8 protein-coding genes are annotated in these 17,092 nt (G+C 52.5%); 6 read left to right on the forward strand and 2 right to left on the reverse strand.

Features of this window, described 5'->3' with window-relative positions; translation table 11 throughout:
* Positions 1–119 precede the first annotated feature (119 nt).
* The 6 genes from SD69_RS03680 (at position 120) to SD69_RS03705 (ending at position 13,278) form a co-directional block, all read left to right on the forward strand.
* A complete protein-coding gene (locus SD69_RS03680; RefSeq protein ID WP_198144051.1) occupies positions 120–2,576 on the forward strand; it encodes a glycoside hydrolase family 3 N-terminal domain-containing protein in 2,457 nt (818 codons plus the stop codon).
* Between the two features lie 533 nt (positions 2,577–3,109).
* Complete coding sequence (locus SD69_RS03685) at positions 3,110–4,798, forward strand: family 15 carbohydrate-binding domain-containing protein (RefSeq protein ID WP_041522137.1); 1,689 nt, start codon at positions 3,110–3,112, stop codon at positions 4,796–4,798.
* A 488-nt stretch (positions 4,799–5,286) separates the two neighbouring features.
* Positions 5,287–8,613 (forward strand): TonB-dependent receptor, encoded by a 3,327-nt coding sequence (locus SD69_RS03690; protein ID WP_052481341.1) that lies wholly within the window; start codon positions 5,287–5,289, stop codon positions 8,611–8,613.
* Positions 8,614–8,760: 147 nt separating this feature from the next.
* On the forward strand, positions 8,761–10,281 hold the full coding sequence (locus SD69_RS03695) for a tryptophan halogenase family protein (RefSeq protein WP_052480859.1): 1,521 nt from the start codon (positions 8,761–8,763) through the stop codon (positions 10,279–10,281).
* Complete coding sequence (locus SD69_RS03700) at positions 10,262–11,722, forward strand: tryptophan 7-halogenase (protein ID WP_041522139.1); 1,461 nt, start codon at positions 10,262–10,264, stop codon at positions 11,720–11,722. The genes SD69_RS03695 and SD69_RS03700 overlap by 20 nt, the downstream gene beginning before the upstream one ends.
* Before the next feature lie 44 nt (positions 11,723–11,766).
* Positions 11,767–13,278, forward strand: a complete 1,512-nt coding sequence (locus tag SD69_RS03705; protein WP_041522140.1) for a tryptophan halogenase family protein — start codon at positions 11,767–11,769, stop codon at positions 13,276–13,278.
* Here SD69_RS03705 and SD69_RS03710 read toward each other — a convergent pair.
* Positions 13,265–15,397, reverse strand: coding sequence for a PAS domain-containing hybrid sensor histidine kinase/response regulator (locus SD69_RS03710; RefSeq protein WP_052480860.1), 2,133 nt, complete (start codon positions 15,395–15,397; stop codon positions 13,265–13,267). The genes SD69_RS03705 and SD69_RS03710 overlap by 14 nt on opposite strands.
* Positions 15,398–15,624: 227 nt before the next feature.
* The gene (gene argH / locus SD69_RS03715) at positions 15,625–17,013 is read right to left on the reverse strand and encodes an argininosuccinate lyase (RefSeq protein ID WP_041522141.1); all 1,389 of its coding nucleotides are present in this window, start codon (positions 17,011–17,013) and stop codon (positions 15,625–15,627) included.
* Positions 17,014–17,092: the final 79 nt, after the last annotated feature.

A 17,092-nucleotide genomic window follows, 5' to 3' on the forward strand; every position in this document is an offset into this window, starting at 1 on the left:
CGTGAGCGCAACAGGCCCGTTTTTTTATAGAAAAATCGTGTCGCCCAAGAGCCATGTTCACGGTGGTTCGCCTAGAATCCACCTTCATAATAAAGCCATACTAGAATATAGGTGCACATATGATTCATCGTAATGCCCGGCTTTTTTCCATGATGACGTTTATCGGTATGAGTTTGCTTGGTGCAGTTTCGGCCTCAGCGTCGGAGTCGCCAGCCTACAAAGATGCAAGCCTGCCTGTCGATGCGCGAGTGAATGATCTGCTGCGCCGAATGACCCTTGAAGAGAAGGTGGCCCAGCTTCAAGCCATTTGGGCGGCAAGGCAAGACCTCGAAACCAGCGATGGTGAGTTTACCGACGCCAAAGCAAAAGAGATTCTAGGTTTGGGAGTGGGGCAAATTGCCCGCCCATCCGAAAATAAAGCGCAAATAACCACCAACAAAACGCCTGAGCAAACGGTTGCGTTTGTTAATAATGCGCAGCGCTGGCTGATTGAAAATACTCGCCTGGGCATTCCCGCTATTTTTCATGAAGAGGCTTTGCACGGCCATGCTGCGCGCGACGCAACGAGTTTTCCTCAGGCGATTGCACTGGCGAGCACCTGGAACCCTACATTGATCGAACAAATGTACACGGTGAGCGCGGCTGAAGTTAGGCGCCGTGGTGGACAACAGGCGTTAACCCCTATTTTAGATGTAGCGCGCGACCCGCGCTGGGGCCGAATTGAAGAGACGATGGGTGAAGATCCGTACTTAATTGCCGAGATGGGTGTCGCGGCTGTGCGCGGGTTTCAGGGAGAGGGCGATGACGTTGGCAAGGATCGGGTGATTGCTACTTTAAAGCACTTGGCCGGTCATGGCGAGCCTACCGGTGGAATGAACATCGCACCGACGCCAGTGGGTGAGCGCACCTTGCGTGAGGTATTTTTGTTTCCTTTTGAGGCGGCCGTAAAGCTTGCTGGTGCACGCAGTGTTATGGCCTCCTACAATGAAATTGACGGCGTTCCATCCCACGCGAATGGAAAATTGCTCAACGATATTCTTCGTGGAGAGTGGGGTTTTGATGGCGTTTTGGTAAGTGATTACTATGCCATTTCCGAGCTTATGACCCGCCACCACATTGTCGCAACTAAAGCGGAAGCCGCCGTTGCCGCGTTACAAGCGGGCGTCGATATGGAACTTCCTGATGGCGATACTTACCCCGCGCTGGTAGATTTAGTTGCGCAAGGTAAGGTGGATGAGTCTTTGATTGATACCGCTGTTGCCCGTGTATTGCATGAAAAATTTATGCTTGGCTTGTTTGAAAATCCCTACACTGACGACGCTGGTGTCGATGGTTTTATTGGTAATGATGAGCACAAGGCGTTAGCGCAAACGGTTGCTGAGCAGGCCATCGTGCTGCTTAAAAATGACGAAAATCTATTACCTATCGATGCCGCTACACTCAAGTCAGTTGCTTTGATTGGCCCGCATGCCGATGAAGGTATGTTGGGTGGCTACAGCGATGTACCGCGTCATACCGTAAGTATCCTTGAGGGGGTTCAAACCTATTTAGCCGGAAAAGCCGATGTGACCTTTGCTCGAGGTACACGATTAACGATCGATAAAGGAGAGGCGGGTGTAGACTCTGTTGCCGCCAACACGCGCTCGAAGGAGCGCTGGAATACGGATGATATCGTATTGGCCACTGCCGACGATAAAAAAGGTTTAATGAATGAAGCCGTGAAACTTGCGGCGGCCAGTGATTTGGCGTTGATCGTAGTGGGCGGTAATGAACAGACTTCGCGTGAAGGGTGGGCGGAAGGTCACCTGGGTGATCGCACTGACATACAGCTATTAGGCGATCAGCGTGAGTTGGTCGAAAAGGTTTTGGCAACGGGCACGCCTACGGTGGTGCTGTTACAAAACGGACGACCTTTGGCGATTCCGGAACTCGCCGAAAAAGCGCCGGCCATTATGGAACTTTGGTATCTTGGGCAAGAGGCTGGTCATGCTGTCGCTCGTACCGTGTTTGGTGATGTTAACCCCAGTGGTAAATTACCGGTAACGATTGCGCGTTCAGTGGGCCAGCTACCTGTTTATTATAATCATAAAAACACCGCCAAACGCGGCTATGCGTTTAGTGATATGTCGCCGCTGTATGCGTTTGGTCACGGCTTAAGTTATACCGAGTTTAAATACGGTGAGTTAACGGTGAGTGGAAGCCCTGTTAAAGCTGGGGGCTCGGTGACGCTGAGCACGACGATCACCAATACGGGTAAGCGCACAGGGACAGAGGTGGTTCAGTTGTACCTGCACGACAAAGTTGCCTCACTGACTCGCCCTGTTCAGGAGCTAAAAGGTTTTGCGCGTGTAGAGCTTCAGCCAGGCCAAAGCCGTACCGTAAGTTTTGACGTGGCCGCAAATCAACTTGGCTTTTATGATCAGGACTTAAATTACATCTTAGAGCCTGGTGTTTTTGAGGTTATGGTTGGGAGTTCGTCAGCGGATATTCGCGCGCAAGGCGAGTTTACGGTGACGGGCGCGACGACTGATATTGGTGAGGAAAAAGCGTATTTGACTAAGGTTGAGATTAAGTAGGCGTCGAGCTTTGCATCCGTTTGTCGGAAAAGAATGTGTAACGTCTCAATAGGTGGCCACGGATGCAAAGTGGTGGTGGGTTGCTATACTCATATATCCAACTAACGCACGCGAGTTGGGTTTTGTCTGCTCGCTAATGAGCTGTCGCCGAGATGAGTGTCAACGTCGATAGGATGAATGCTTTTCCTGCCTAAGGCGTGTTCGGTCGGGGTGGGGCAATTGATGGTTCGCTGGTCTCAAAAGTGGCTGATTCTCGGCGGCTTGTCCTCCTCAATGTAAAGCTAGGGCGTTGTTAACGTTACCTCCGGATTGCTGCTAGCGTAATATTCAAAGAAAATCTATAAGACTTATAGTCAATTAGAATATTTGTGTGGTATGTTACTGACACTGCGGTCAGTTTGAGTGCTCAAAGTCTCTTATTAGGGGCTTTCAAATGTGGCCAGCACGCTATAGATGACGCAAAGTTTACCGACACCGGTCTGCTTCGTTCAATAATAATTAAGCTGAAGACTAGAATAATAGAGGGCTTCAATATGTTACAAAAACTACTCATTGTGTTCTGCACGCTCTTTGTGCTCTCGGCCTGTGGCGGGGATCTTGATTTAGGAGCGGGTACTTCATCTCCATCTGAGGGCTCTGGCGGAGAAGATGGCGGCGGCACCGACGGTTCGGGCTCGGGTGATTTCGAACCCGGCGAGCCACAGATTTATACCTATATTCCTTTCTCTGAAGAAACTGACATCGATGGTTGGGCTAGCCGCTGTGTGGATAACTGCAATGCGACAGCGAGCTTTAGCTGGAATGGCAGTGAAGAGGTTTTGGCGGCCGAGCCTACCTGGGCTAGCGACAGCGATATGCTGGATATCTACGGCGCCGTGGGTGAAGTGGATGACATGGCTGGCTCCGCCGCCAGTATTTGGGTTTATGTCAGCGATGCTTACGCCAACGATGGCAACATGAGCATGCACTTATTGCTCAGTAACGCCGCTGGCCTTAAGGGCGTAAGTCGCGCTTATCCGCCAAAAGCGGGTTGGAATCGCATTGAGATGTGGGAGCTGGCGGCCGGTACCGGCGAAATTGTCGTAATCGACGGCACTGAGTACCTCGACTACGGCACCTTCGCGTGGCACGACCAAGGCTTTTCTTTACGAGATATCAACGAAATTGGCGTGCGCCTGATAGCGAATGGCAAAGCACCTGAGGTTAATGGGCCTCTGTGGTTTGACAACGTCACCATGACGCCAGCATCTGGCAGCGGGCCATTAATTGTGGCCGCCGATGATCCGGCCTGGACCGTGATGGACGCCACCGACGAAGTCACCGTTCAGCGTGATGACACAGGTGTGTTTTATGAGCCCTCGGCAGCGGATCAAAAGCTTGTGTACTTGCTTGAAGGGCCGACAGATCTGGTTGGTCGCAGCTTTGATATGACCATTACTGTCGATCAGGCTTTTAAAGATTCCGGCGCCGATATTCAACCGATTATGCAACTTAACTTTGGCAGCTACACCGGCGAATTTGGTTGTTATGTGGGTAATGGTTCATTAACGGCGGGCGAGCCCTACGAGGTGAACTGTGCTACAGAAAACGAAGCGTTTGTGGCCGAAGAAGGGCAAAACATTCGTGTGGGCCTGCAGGTTAAAAACGAGGTTGCCGGTCGCGTAACCATTAATAGCATGCAGATCAACATTAATGCCGGCGGTGGCGACACAGGGCCTTTCGCCCTTGTGCCTTCGCAAGAAACTGTCGACGCCGGCACGTGGGGTAACGACAACTGGCAGGGCCTTGAAGGTGCTCCAGATTTGTCCTACGACGCCGATTCGGGCGCGCTAAGCATTGCGCCTAACTGGCAGGGTATGGACAGTGATGAGCGCACGGTGATGTATCTTGCGGAAGAAGGTGAGCTGCCCGAGCTAGAAGGTGCGACGGTTGGGGTTGAGCTGTACCTTAGCGATTACTACTTTACAGAAAACCCCGGCATGGCCATGCAAATTTACATTCAGCAGGCCAGCGATAGCTACGCGGGTAATTATGGTAGCAACATTGCCTTAAGTGCGGGTGAAGACTTGGGTGATGGTTGGTATCGGTTTGAGCGTGTTATGGAGGATGTTCCGACTGAGCCCGCTGCGCTCCGTGTAGGTATCAAGCTTCAGGGCGGCGGTTTAGCGGCCCGGGAAGAGGGAGCCGATCCAATTCTTTTACGCCAAATCACCGTTGAGTAAGGCGGTGTTGTAAAAGGTTTTAGTTAAAGCCCGCGCCTTGCGAGGCCGGGCTCGGCCAATTAACTCAAGGGTCATAGTCACTAACTAAGTATTACACGGCGGAGCCAGTTTGTTGTGGCTTTGCCAGCGATGTACCGAGCCTGTTTACTGTTTGACTATTACCTGGTCATCGGGCAACATCGCAGTAGTGGTCTTAATGACTATTTGAGGGTGTGAGGCGGTGTTTTAGTCGAGGCTAAACATAAGTGATAAAGCCGGCTTAATTCGCTTCAGATGCTGTGACCGTGCAAGAGTTGAGAAAGCTGATCCATTAGGTAAGTGTTGGCAGCCCGTATCTAGCAATACCTGCATGAGCGGAGCCTAGCTGTCGATACTGAGTTACATAATAACAACGTTACATAATAACAACGGGGTAAAGCGCTATGGTTTATCGCGACAACAACAAGAGAGTTGTCCCTTTCAAAAAGTCGATGCTTGCTATTTGTGTTATGGCAATCGGTTCTCCAACTTTTGCTCAGGATACACCACCTTTAGAGCAAGAAATGCTGGAAGAAATCGTCGTCAGCGGCACGCGTCAGAACTTAGAAAATGCTCAGGACATTAAACGAAATGCAGATACGTTTGTTGATGCTATTTCAGCCGAAGACATAGGCTCGTTGCCGGATCGCAGTGTGCTCGAAGCTATGCAGCGTATGCCCGGTGTATCCATCGAGCGCTTCCAGGCGCCAGAAGATCCTGATCACTTTGGGGTTGAAGGCAGCGGCGCGGTTATCCGCGGCATGAGTGCAACGCGAAGCGAGTTTAATGGCCGCGATTCTTTTACCGCCAGCTCAGGCCGAGGCCTGAACTTTCAGGATGTGCCACCAGAGTTGATGGCCGGTGTGGATCTTTATAAAAACCAGACCGCCGATATGATCGAAGGTGGTATTGGCGGGACAGTGAGCCTGCGTACCCGTAAGCCTTTTGATCAAGACGGTCAACGCATCGCCTTCACCGGTGACGTGTCTTATGGCGATATGGCAGAAGAGGAGTCGCCTACGGTTTCCGGTTTGTACAGCAACCGCTGGGATACGGAAGAGCTGGGTGAATTCGGCTTTTTGATTAACGCCTCCTACTCAGAGTTAATCGGCGAATCGAACGGCATACAAAGTGACGCCTTTGTAAAATACAACGCCGATACGCTGGGCGCGCCCTCGAGTGTCGCGGATGAAAACAACCAAGTGTGGATGACCAACGGCTCTAACTTCTTCACCAAAGAAGATGACCGGGTGCGTAAAGGCTTTGCCACCGCCTTTCAGTGGGCGAGCCCTGATGATACGTTAGAGGCCACAGCGGAGTTTATTCGCTCTGACGCACGCTTGAGCTGGAAAGAAAACGCCATTAAGTATCAGGGCGGCTACGGTGAAGAGAACGACGATGGTTCTGTGAGTGAAACCCGTCGCGCCCGTCCTTATCCTGGTACCGAGTTTGCGTTTGATGAGCGAGGTATTTTTGAATCCGGCTACATTACCGATGGTGGCGGCTGGCGCGGCGGCGAAGGTCGTGTGCCAAGTGGCTGGGCCGGTGAGGGTGATGCGCCAGAAAATTATGTTACTCAAAACGATTATTTTGGCCAGAAGTATCAAGCGGATACACGCTATAAAGATACGCGCACAATTGTTGATGACCTGAGCTTCAACCTTAAGTGGACGCCGAATGAGGATTGGGAATTCGAAGGCGACTTCCAGTTGATAAACGCGACTACAGAGGACGATGATCTTCAGGTCGCTAATGGCTTCTACGGTTTGCAGCAGTTTTCTATGACGGGGGATAAGCCTTATCTAAACGTTATTGAACCGTGGGACGGCCGTCGTGATGCCAACCCCGAATACTACGCTGAAGACTTCCCCGGGTTCTCGAATGACCCGGCCGGTGACAGCAACTACTTCCAGGACCCAGACTCGTACTGGTGGCGCTCGGCAATGGATCACTACGAGCGCTCAGAGGGTGAGTCAAAAGCCGTGCGCTTTGACGCTACCCACTACTTTGATAACTCGGATTTCTTGCGCTCTGTGAAAGCGGGTGTACGCTACGCCGACCGCAACCAGATTGTTCGCATGACGCCCTACAACTGGGGCAGCATCGGCGCTGAGTGGGGGCCAAATGGTGGTGAAGGCGCCTTGTGGCTCTCGGAGACCGAAGAGCTAAGCGATGGCTATGAGTATGTTGATTGGTCCGAGTTCCACCGCGGTGGTGTGGCTAGCATCCCAGGTGGTGGCTTCCTCTTTCCAACAGAGCAGTTGCTTAAAGATGTGATTGCCGGTCGCGATTTGCCGCAGGCCAACCCGGGTGCCGAAGGCGCATGGGATCCTGCCAATGAGCGTCCAGAAGTTGGTAATAACGGCACCTATTTTACCGAGGCGGAAATTTACGATACTACGGAAACTAACAAGGCCGTTTATGTTCGCCTTGACTTTGGCTCTGACGAAACCGCGCTGCGCTTTTCGGGTAATGTCGGTTTACGCTATGTCGAGTTGGATCGGGATGCCCTCGGTTCGATTCAATACCCGGACATGATTGGTCAGGCGTACCCAGAGGGTGCCCCAACTGATTTGTCCGATAGCGGCGCTATCCGCAAGTGGGCCGAAGAGCAAGTGGGTGCGTTTGATCCAGGCTTGTTCCCGAGCGAACAAGACTGGCTGGACGACGTTAACAATTTAATGTCTTACTCTCGGGATGCAAACAATTGGTTGTCTGAAACCGAGCAAAACTTTGGTAATAACGTAGACGAAAACCAGGAAGATAGCACCTCATGGGATGGTCTTCTGCCTAGCTTAAACTTAAAAGTCGAGCTGACAGATGATTTGATTACTCGCTTTGCGGTTGCCAAAGCCATTGCCTTACCGGATATGTCTGAGGTGCGTAATCAGGCGGTTTTGGGTGCGCAGCAACTGGTTGTGACCCGCGAAAACAATACCAACGAAATCGTTGAGCCGGGCCCTGTGGACGACGGTATCAACATCTTGGGTGTTAACGACGCGGTCTGGATCGGTAGTGGTGGTAACCCCGGTTTGCAACCGATGGAGTCGATTCAGTATGACGCCTCGCTGGAGTGGTACTTTGCGCCGGTAGGTTCTATTACGGCCAGTATCTTTTATAAAGATCTGAGCAACTTCTTTATTGAGGGGGCGGTGCCCCGGACCTTTACGAACCCGAGTACCGGCGTAAGTCAGACCGTTGACTTCACGACGACTCGCAACGGTGAAGAAGGCAAAATGCAGGGTATCGAACTGGCTTACCAGCAGTTCTACGATATGTTGCCCGAGCCTTTTGACGGTTTTGGTATCCAGGCTAACTACACCTTTATTGATTCCGAAGGTGTGCCTAACTTCACCAGCGACGCACAGGCGACGACCGAAGTTGACGGCGAAGACAGCGGTCCCGATACGCCACAGCCAGGTCTAGAGGTGGTTGATTTGAGTTTGCTGGAAGGTCTGCCGTTGCGCGGTCAGTCTGAGCACACGGCCAACTTAGTGTTGATGTACGAAAAGAACGACTGGTCGGCTCGTTTAGCCTACAACTGGCGCTCTAAGTATTTGGTAACCACTCGCGATGTTATTAGTGGTCAGCCGATTTGGAACGACGATGCAGGCTTTCTTGACGGCTCGGTGCAGTACACGGTGAATGACTACTTCACCATCGGCCTGCAGGCTACTAACCTGCTCGACACCCAGACGGAAACCTTGATGACGTTGGATGAGTTCGGTCGTGAAACCGGTCGCTCCTGGTTTATCAATGACCGCCGCCTGGCCCTGACCGCGAAGTTCGTTTATTAATACGAATTGAGCTGAGGTAAAAAAGGCGCAACTCTCGGGTTGCGCCTTTTTTTATGTGTGCTTTAAGATAAATGACAGTACAGTATGTACTTGTGAAGAATAATAACAGTAAGCTGAATAAGTGCAGAGGCTCTCATGGCAACCCCAATGACTCAACGAATTGTTATTGTCGGTGGTGGCACGGCGGGCTGGATGACCGCCGCCGCATTCGCGCGCCTTTTACCTGCGGGTATGTCAATCACTCTGGTTGAATCAGATAATATCAGCACGGTTGGGGTGGGTGAGGCCACTATTCCCCATATACGATACTTTAACCAATTGTTGGGTATTGCCGAGCGAGAGTTTATCCAGGCCACTCAAGCGACTTACAAATTGGCGATTGAGTTTGTCGGTTGGGGCGATGAAAGTAGCCGTTACATGCATCCCTTTAGCGCCTTTGGTCACGACTTAGGCGGTATTGATTTTCATCACCACTGGCTGTGTGCCCGTGCCGCGTTACCCCATTTACGCTTAGATTCATTTTCTCTGGCGGCGCAGTTGGCCCATAACGGGCGTTTCGCGCCACCACCGCCCTATGCCGACTTAGGGTACGGTTATGCGTTTCACGTAGATGCCACACGTTACGCAATACTGTTGCGCCGCTATGCTGAAAAGCGCAGGGTTGTGCGCTGTGAAGGCACGGTGGATTACGCCGAGCAGTCCGCTGATGGCCGCTTATCGGCAGTGGTACTTGAGTCGGGAGCGCGAATTGAGGGGGATTTTTTTGTCGACTGTAGCGGCTTTCGTTCGCTTTTGCTCGGCCAAGCGATGAAGGTGCCTTTTACCAGCTGGAAGCACTGGTTGCCTTGCGACAGGGCAATAGCCATGGCGAGCGAGCCGCTGAAGACGATACCGTCTTTTACTCGTTCAACAGCGACGGGATCTGGCTGGCAGTGGCGTATTCCACTGCAGGAACGTACCGGAAACGGGCAAGTGTATGCCAGCGATTACCTAACGGATGACGAGGCGTTTGAACAGTTGTATCAGGCGTTAAACAGTGAGCCGGTGTCAGAGCCAAACTTGCTGCGCTTTGAAGCGGGCTGCCGCGCGCAAAGCTGGAAGAAAAACTGCGTAGCAGTGGGGCTATCCAGCGGCTTCTTAGAGCCTTTAGAATCTACCAGCATTTACTTAATCCAGATGGCGATTATTAAATGCGTAGAATATTTCCCCATCAACGGCGAACATAGCTTAAGTGAATCTGCGTTTAACCAGTGGATGTCTACAGAGTATCATCGGGTGCGCGATTTTTTAATTTTGCACTACCATTTGAATCGCCGTACAGACTCTAGGTTTTGGCAAGACTGCGCCGCAATGAGTATTCCGGATAGCCTGCAGCAAAAGATAGAACTGTTTCGCGAATCTGCTTGTATCGAGCAATACGAGCGGGGCTTGTTTGCCCAGCCTAGCTGGCTAGCCGTTTATCTTGGTCAAGGTTTATTGCCAACGGGTTTTGACTCTCGGGCGCTTCAGTCACCGCAAGCGGCCACCGCGGCAAAGCTCGACTCTATGGCGTCGCATCTACAACAGCTGGCGCAAAGGGCCCCCATGCACGGGGATGTGATCCGACGGGGCGGGTTAAGTCAAGAGGGGCCAGCGGTAATGAGTTTGTATGGTGAACGCCGTGGCTAACGCGCCTCGCCCAATACGGCGGATAATTATTGTGGGCAACGGCTTGGTTGCGGCCGGTGCGGCCGTCACTTTGGCAACTACGCTTAAAGCGAGCAGTTGTGAGCTGCTCTGGGTGCGCCCTGCTGCGCTGGAGCAAGACGACAGCCACGGCGTAGAAGTTACTGACCCCGCGTTTGGGTGTTGGTTGACTATGGTGGGTTACCCGGAGCCGGAGCTACTGCGCACTTGCCGAGGGATCTACTCGTTGGGTGTGCAATACAACATTAACCAAACGCCTTTTTTTTGGCCCTACGGCACCCATGGCATTGAACCCTCGCCGGCGCCTTTTGAGCAGGAATTCTTTAGGCGCTTTGACGGCGCCGATCAATTAGCGTTTGCTGATCACTTCCTGGCTGCGCAGGCAGCTAAACTAGGGCGGTTTGACTTTCCGGTGGACGATCCGCGCTCGGCCAAATCCACTTTAGGTTACGGGTTACACTTAGATCGCTCGGCCTTGGTAGAAGCTCTCGCCCAATACGCCCGCACACTGGGTGTGGAGTGCGTTTCTTGTGATACCTTGAATGTTCATGGAGGTTCCGCTAATGGGGTCGAAGCGTTGGACGTTGGTGGCGGATCGCCACTGGCCGCCGATTTTTATATCGATGCCACCGGCGCGTCAGCACACCTGCTGCGGCAAACACTTAATGAGCCCTATGATAATTCGCAAGCGGAACCTTGGCGCTATTGCCTAAGCTATAGCGAGATGTCTACCGTCACCCCACAACCTTTTGCTCAAATGTTGTGCGAGCCTTGGGGCTGGCGCCGCCAGTGCGCTTTACAAGATAACCTTAAGGTCGACTGCTGGGTGCGCGATGAAACCGCTTTGCACACATTAACGTCGGGGATGCATACGGACGGCTACCGTGTTCAGGGCATTCAAAGCGGTCGCTCCCGTCAGGGGTGGGCTCACAACTGTCTTGCCTTGGGGCAAGCGGCCGGTCAACCAGGGGGGGTGGCCTTTTCTGAATGGTCCTGGGCTTCACGGTGTCTTATGCTTTGGCTCGAATTATTGCCAGACAGAACCGGCCGCCCGTTATTAAGGGATGAATATAATCGACGTTGGCGACAGCTTTACGAGCTCGTGAATGAGATTCACTGGATGCACGCCGTGGGTTTTGAGTGTGACAACAAAAGTCTTCCAGATCAGTTACGCTGGCGCTTATCAGTGTTTTGTGGTTTTGGTCGCTTATGGCGGCGAGAGGAAGATATCCTGAGTGACGAGGCGTGGATTGTATTGGCACTTGGGTTAGGATGGTATCCCAAGGGCTACGACCTGACGCTGGTTGATGCGGATTTAGATCGTTTGCAGCACAAGCATAACAAAATTCACCAAACCCTGGTTAAGGCGGCAGAAACTATGCCCACCCTAACCGAGGTATTAAAAAATCTCAAAGCCCGGTAACTAGCCGCGCCGCAAAAGATGTTAAAAAGAGGCCATTAAATTAGATGACGGATAACAGGATACAAAAAGTACTCATTGTTGGCGGCGGTACGGCCGGCTGGATGGCCGCTGCGGCAATGGCTCGCGTGTTAAAAAACCAGTACTGTGAAATTCAGCTTATAGAATCGGACAGCATTGGTACTGTCGGTGTTGGAGAGGCGACTATTCCGCAGATTCAGCTGTTTAACCAAATGTTAGGGCTTGATGAAAACGAATTTTTACGAAAAACCTTTGGAACTTTTAAGCTTGGTATTCAGTTTGATAATTGGGGCCAGATTGGCGAGCGCTATATTCACGCTTTTGGTGGCGTCGGTAAAGATATGGAAGGCGTGTCGTTTTATCACTACTGGCTAAAGATGTTTCAGTTGGGGGAGGCGCCGGGGCTGGATCAATTTACGCTTAACTGCCTGGCCGCTCAGCAAGGGCGTTTTATGCGGCCGGTAGATGCGGGCAACTCACCACTGTCAGATATTGCCTATGCGTTTCATTTTGATGCTACTTTATACGCTATGTTCTTGCGTGATTACGCCATCGAGAGAGGCGTACAAAGGCGAGAAGGAAAAATAATCGATGTTTCTCTGAACAACGACAACGGTTTTATTGAATCTGTCGCCCTAGAGGATGGCGATTGCCTGGATGCCGATTTTTTTATCGATTGCTCTGGCTTTCGCGGCGTGCTTATCGACCAAGCACTTAATACAGGCTATGAAGACTGGAGTCAGTGGCTGCCCTGTGATCGCGCTGTCGCCGTGCCTTGCAGTAAGGTCTCCGAGCCCACGCCATTTACTCGCGCTACGGCCCACAAGGCGGGTTGGCAGTGGCGCATCCCGCTACAGCATCGCACCGGTAATGGCCATGTGTACTGCAGTCAATATATAAGTGATGATGAGGCGACTGGCACGCTGTTAAATAACTTGGATGGCGAACCCTTGGCCGATCCAAAGCTGTTGCGTTTCACCACGGGGAAACGTAAGCATTTTTGGAACAAAAACTGTGTTGCCCTAGGGCTGGCAGGTGGCTTTATGGAGCCGCTCGAGTCCACCAGTATTCATTTGGTGCAGTCGGGCATCGCAAAGTTGATGAGCTTATTCCCCAACCGAAATTTTGATCAGGAAGATATCGACGAATACAATCGTCAGGTCGACTTTGAGTACGACCGTATACGGGACTTCTTAATTGCTCACTACTGTATCACTCGCCGGGATGATTCAGATTTTTGGAACTACTGTCGTACGATGCCTATCCCCGAAACACTGCAACAAAAAATTGCTCAGTTTAAAAAGAATGGCCGAATATTTCGTACTAATGAAGAGCTATTTAATGATCTTAGCTGGCTTGAGGTTATGCACGGTCAGGGGTTGCGCCCGAGGGCGTATCATCCGATTGTGGACACGCTTAGCAAAGATGAAATCGCGCGGCGCTTAGACAGCATTCGCGAGGTTGTTCAGCGCTCGGTGGAGTATATGCCCACTCACCAAGCGTTTATTAACGATAACTGTCGTGCTAAATCGATGTAATGAAACAGTCACTCAATACTTTGTATAGTTTTGCGGGTTTTATTGGCTTGCTGATGTAATCGTTCATGCCGGCCGCTAAACAGCGGTCGCGATCTTCGTGCATAGCCTGTGCGGTTAGGGCGATAATGGGTAGGTGGCTTAAATGTGATTGTGCGCGAATCGCTTGAGTCGCTTCTATGCCATTCATAAGCGGCATTTCAATATCCATTAAAATGGCGTCAAAGCTTAGGCTTCCGGCCAAGTGCGCCAGTGCCTCTTGACCATTATTGGCTGTGGTTACCGTAACGCCTTTTTTGCGTAACATGCCAGTGGCCACCTGTTGGTTCACGACATTGTCCTCGACCAATAAAATATGGCGTCCCTGTAGCTGCTCAAATGTTTCGATCTCTGTGCTTTGGTTGGGCTGCAAGCATTCGGGTAGCGCTCGGCAAATAGCGTCAAATAAGCGTGATTCGCTGACCGGTTTACTTAAAAAATCATCGACAATGTCGACGTCTTTGTCAGTGGCCGTATGCGGCTGCGAGAAAATTTCGTCGCGACTAAGTGAAGACACCAAAAAAATCCGTGGCTTACGGTGTAAGTCGCACGCGGTTTTAATATCGCGCGCCGCGGCTAAGCCATTTTTAATAGGCATTTTGTAGTCGATTAATACTAAGTCGTAAGGGCGATTGTCTTGTTCTGCGCGGCGAATTTTGTCGCAGGCCACGTGGGCATCGCAGGCGCTATCCACGTGATCGACCAGTTTGCCCGCCGACTGACTGAGAATATCCAGTGCCAGCTGATTGTCGTCGACGACCAGTAGGCGCAGGGCGCGACAATTGTAATCGCTGTCGTTGATGCGTCGCGCGCCTATATGGCTTTTTTCAAAGTCGGCGGTGAACGAAAAGGTCGTGCTTTTGTTGGGTTCGCTGTGCAGCTCCAGTGAGCCGTTCATTAGTTTGACCAACAGCTTGCATATTTGTAAGCCAAAACCACTTTTGTTACCGATGGTGCGGTGCGGCTGGCGTTGTAGATCGCTGCGCAACCGCTCCAGGGTTTGCGGCGACATTCCCCGTCCGTAATCAGTGATCGAGAATCGCAGGCTAATACGGTCGTTGACACAACGCAGTAGCTTGGCCCTAATTAAAATCTCGGGGCTGTAGGAGTATTGCAAGGCGTTGCTGACTAAGTGGCTGATAATATGCGTAAGCCTAGTAGCATCGCCACGCATAAACAGCGGCACCTCGTCATCGATGGCAAAATTAATGGCCACTGATTGCGCGTTGCCGTCGCGCTCGATCCCGCGACTTTCAAATTGGTGAGAGAGACGCTCAAACACCCGCTCTAAATCAAAGTGACTGTGTTCTAAGGTGATGTTGCCGGTCTCGAGCTTGGCGTAGTCAAACACCTGATTAACCGTTTGTAGCAACGCGTCGGCGGCTATGCCCATGCTGTGCAGATAGCTGCGTTGTACATCGTCCAGAGGGGTGTCTTGCAGCAGATGCCCCAGGCCAATAATGGCGTTCATCGGGGTGCGGATCTCGTGGCTCATACTGGCCAAAAACTGACTTTTGGTTTTGCTGGCCTGTTCGGCCTCGGCTTTGGCTGTGACGAGCTCGGTATTGGTTTGGACGTCTCCGGTGATATCGCTAATGGTACCCACGCAGCGGGTTGCGTAGCCGTCTTCGTCGGGCTCAACTAACACACAGCGGCTATCGACCCAGAGGGTTTCGCCAGCCGCGTTCAGCATGCGGTGCTCCAGGCGCAAATTGGCGCGGCGGTTGGCGATGGCGGCGCGCAGCTCGTCGATTACGGCCTCCCGGTCTTCGGGGTGCAGCAGTTGCTGCTCGATGAGCGCGAAGCCGATATTGGCAGGAGGCTCCGGGTAGCCCAGTAGCTTCCAGTAGCCGCGACTGAAATAGCAGCGGCCGCTGTTGATGTTCCAGTCCCATAAACCATCGCGAGAGGCTGCCATAGCGTAGCGAAAGCGCCGATCGCGGGTGGCTAACTCGTCGAGCTCATCATTGTTATCCGAGCTGTGCGGTGGATTAGAAGGCACGGCATTTTTCTCGGCAAGGGCTTGCTCGAGTGTGCGAATACGCGCCTTTAACGCGCTGATGTTGTCGTTTTCAGTAGACAAGCCCAGCTGCCCCCGTAAGCCACCGTGTTATAGACCATTATGCCGCGCAGATTATTGCTTAAGCATAGATGAATTGGGCGCCGAGTCCAGTACTTTTGCACAAAAAATGTTCATTTTGCTACTGGGTTTGCACGGGCGACTGAGGCGGAAAGAGGTAGGTGTTGGTGGGGCGGAATAACCTGGCGGTTGGTCGCTGCCCGCTCCAGGCGGAGTGGGCAGCGACTGGCTTACAACTGCTTGCGGGCGTAGGCAACGGCCGTTTTAACCTGGGCGGGGGCGGTGCCGCCGATGTGATCACGGGCGGCGACCGAGCCCTCCAGAGTCAACACGTCAAATACGTCATCGCCGATGGTGTCCGAGAACTGTTGTAGCTCGTCAAGGCTCATCTCCGACAGGTCTTTACCCGATTCAATACCGTAGGCTACGGATTTACCCACCACCTCATGGGCGTCGCGAAACGGCATGCCTTTGCGCACTAAGTAGTCGGCCAAGTCGGTAGCGGTAGAAAAACCGCGCCGCGCCGCCTCGTACATGCTGTCTTTACGCGAGCGAATGGCCGGCACCATGTCGGCAAAGGCGCGCAGGCAGTCTTTTACGGTATCGACGGCGTCAAACAACGGCTCTTTGTCTTCCTGATTGTCTTTGTTGTAGGCCAGCGGTTGCGACTTCATCAGGGTTAACAGGGCGACTAAATGTCCGTTTACCCGGCCGGTTTTACCGCGAACCAGCTCGGGCACGTCGGGGTTTTTCTTTTGCGGCATAATCGATGAGCCGGTGCAGAAGCGGTCGGGCATATCGATAAAGTTAAACTGAGCGCTGGTCCACAGCACTAACTCCTCACTGGCGCGGGATAAATGCGTCAGCAAAATGCTGGCAAACGCGCAAAACTCGATGGCAAAGTCCCGGTCGGATACTGAGTCGAGCGAGTTAGCCGTGGGCTTATCAAAACCCAAAAGCTCGGCGGTAAGCTCGCGGTCGATGGGGTAGGTGGTGCCGGCCAGAGCGGCGGCGCCCAGCGGCGACTGGTTTAAGCGGGTGCGGCAATCGGCCAACCGGCTGGCATCGCGCACCAGCATTTCGTACCAGGCCAACAGGTGATGGCCAAAGGTCACGGGTTGTGCGGTTTGCAGGTGAGTAAAACCCGGCATGATGGTGTCGGCCTCGCGCTCTGCCAGATCTAGAATACCGCTCTGCAGACGCTTGAGCTCGGCGGCAATCAGGTCAATCTGGTCGCGCACGTACAGCCGAATATCGGTGGCCACCTGATCGTTACGCGAGCGGCCGGTGTGCAGCTTTTTACCGGTAATGCCAATTTTTTTGGTGAGCGCGGCTTCGATGTTCATATGCACATCTTCGAGCTGCACCGACCACTCAAAGTTGCCCGCGTTAATATCGGCGCGGATTTCTTCGAGCCCTTCAATGATTTGTGTTTTTTCCGCAGCGCTCAGTACGCCGACCTTTTCAAGCATGGTAGCGTGGGCGATCGAGCCGTTAATGTCCTGCTGGTAAAGGCGCCAGTCAAAGCCAATTGAGGCGGTAAAGCGCTCGACGAAGGCGTCGGTGGGCTCGGTAAAACGGCCGCCCCAGGATTGGTTGGTCTGCTCGTTATCGCTCATAGTGTGTCTCGCGGTTAGAATCGGTATTTTGCGCCAGTCGGATCGGCGGCACTATCGGCCTCCCGACGGGCCTGTATGT

The sequence above is a fragment of the Gilvimarinus agarilyticus genome (genome assembly GCF_000832015.1).
Taxonomy (GTDB): domain Bacteria; phylum Pseudomonadota; class Gammaproteobacteria; order Pseudomonadales; family Cellvibrionaceae; genus Gilvimarinus; species Gilvimarinus agarilyticus.

Excerpts from the sequence above, each read along its gene's own strand:
- SD69_RS03680 (WP_198144051.1), top strand. The coding sequence starts at position 120 with ATGATTCATCGTAATGCCCGGCTTTTTTCCATGATGACGTTTATCGGT.
- SD69_RS03685 (WP_041522137.1), top strand. The coding sequence starts at position 3,110 with ATGTTACAAAAACTACTCATTGTGTTCTGCACGCTCTTTGTGCTCTCG.
- SD69_RS03690 (WP_052481341.1), top strand. The coding sequence starts at position 5,287 with ATGGCAATCGGTTCTCCAACTTTTGCTCAGGATACACCACCTTTAGAG.
- SD69_RS03695 (WP_052480859.1), top strand. The coding sequence starts at position 8,761 with ATGACTCAACGAATTGTTATTGTCGGTGGTGGCACGGCGGGCTGGATG.
- SD69_RS03700 (WP_041522139.1), top strand. The coding sequence starts at position 10,262 with ATGGTGAACGCCGTGGCTAACGCGCCTCGCCCAATACGGCGGATAATT.
- SD69_RS03705 (WP_041522140.1), top strand. The coding sequence starts at position 11,767 with ATGACGGATAACAGGATACAAAAAGTACTCATTGTTGGCGGCGGTACG.
- argH (WP_041522141.1), bottom strand. The coding sequence starts at position 17,013 with ATGAGCGATAACGAGCAGACCAACCAATCCTGGGGCGGCCGTTTTACC.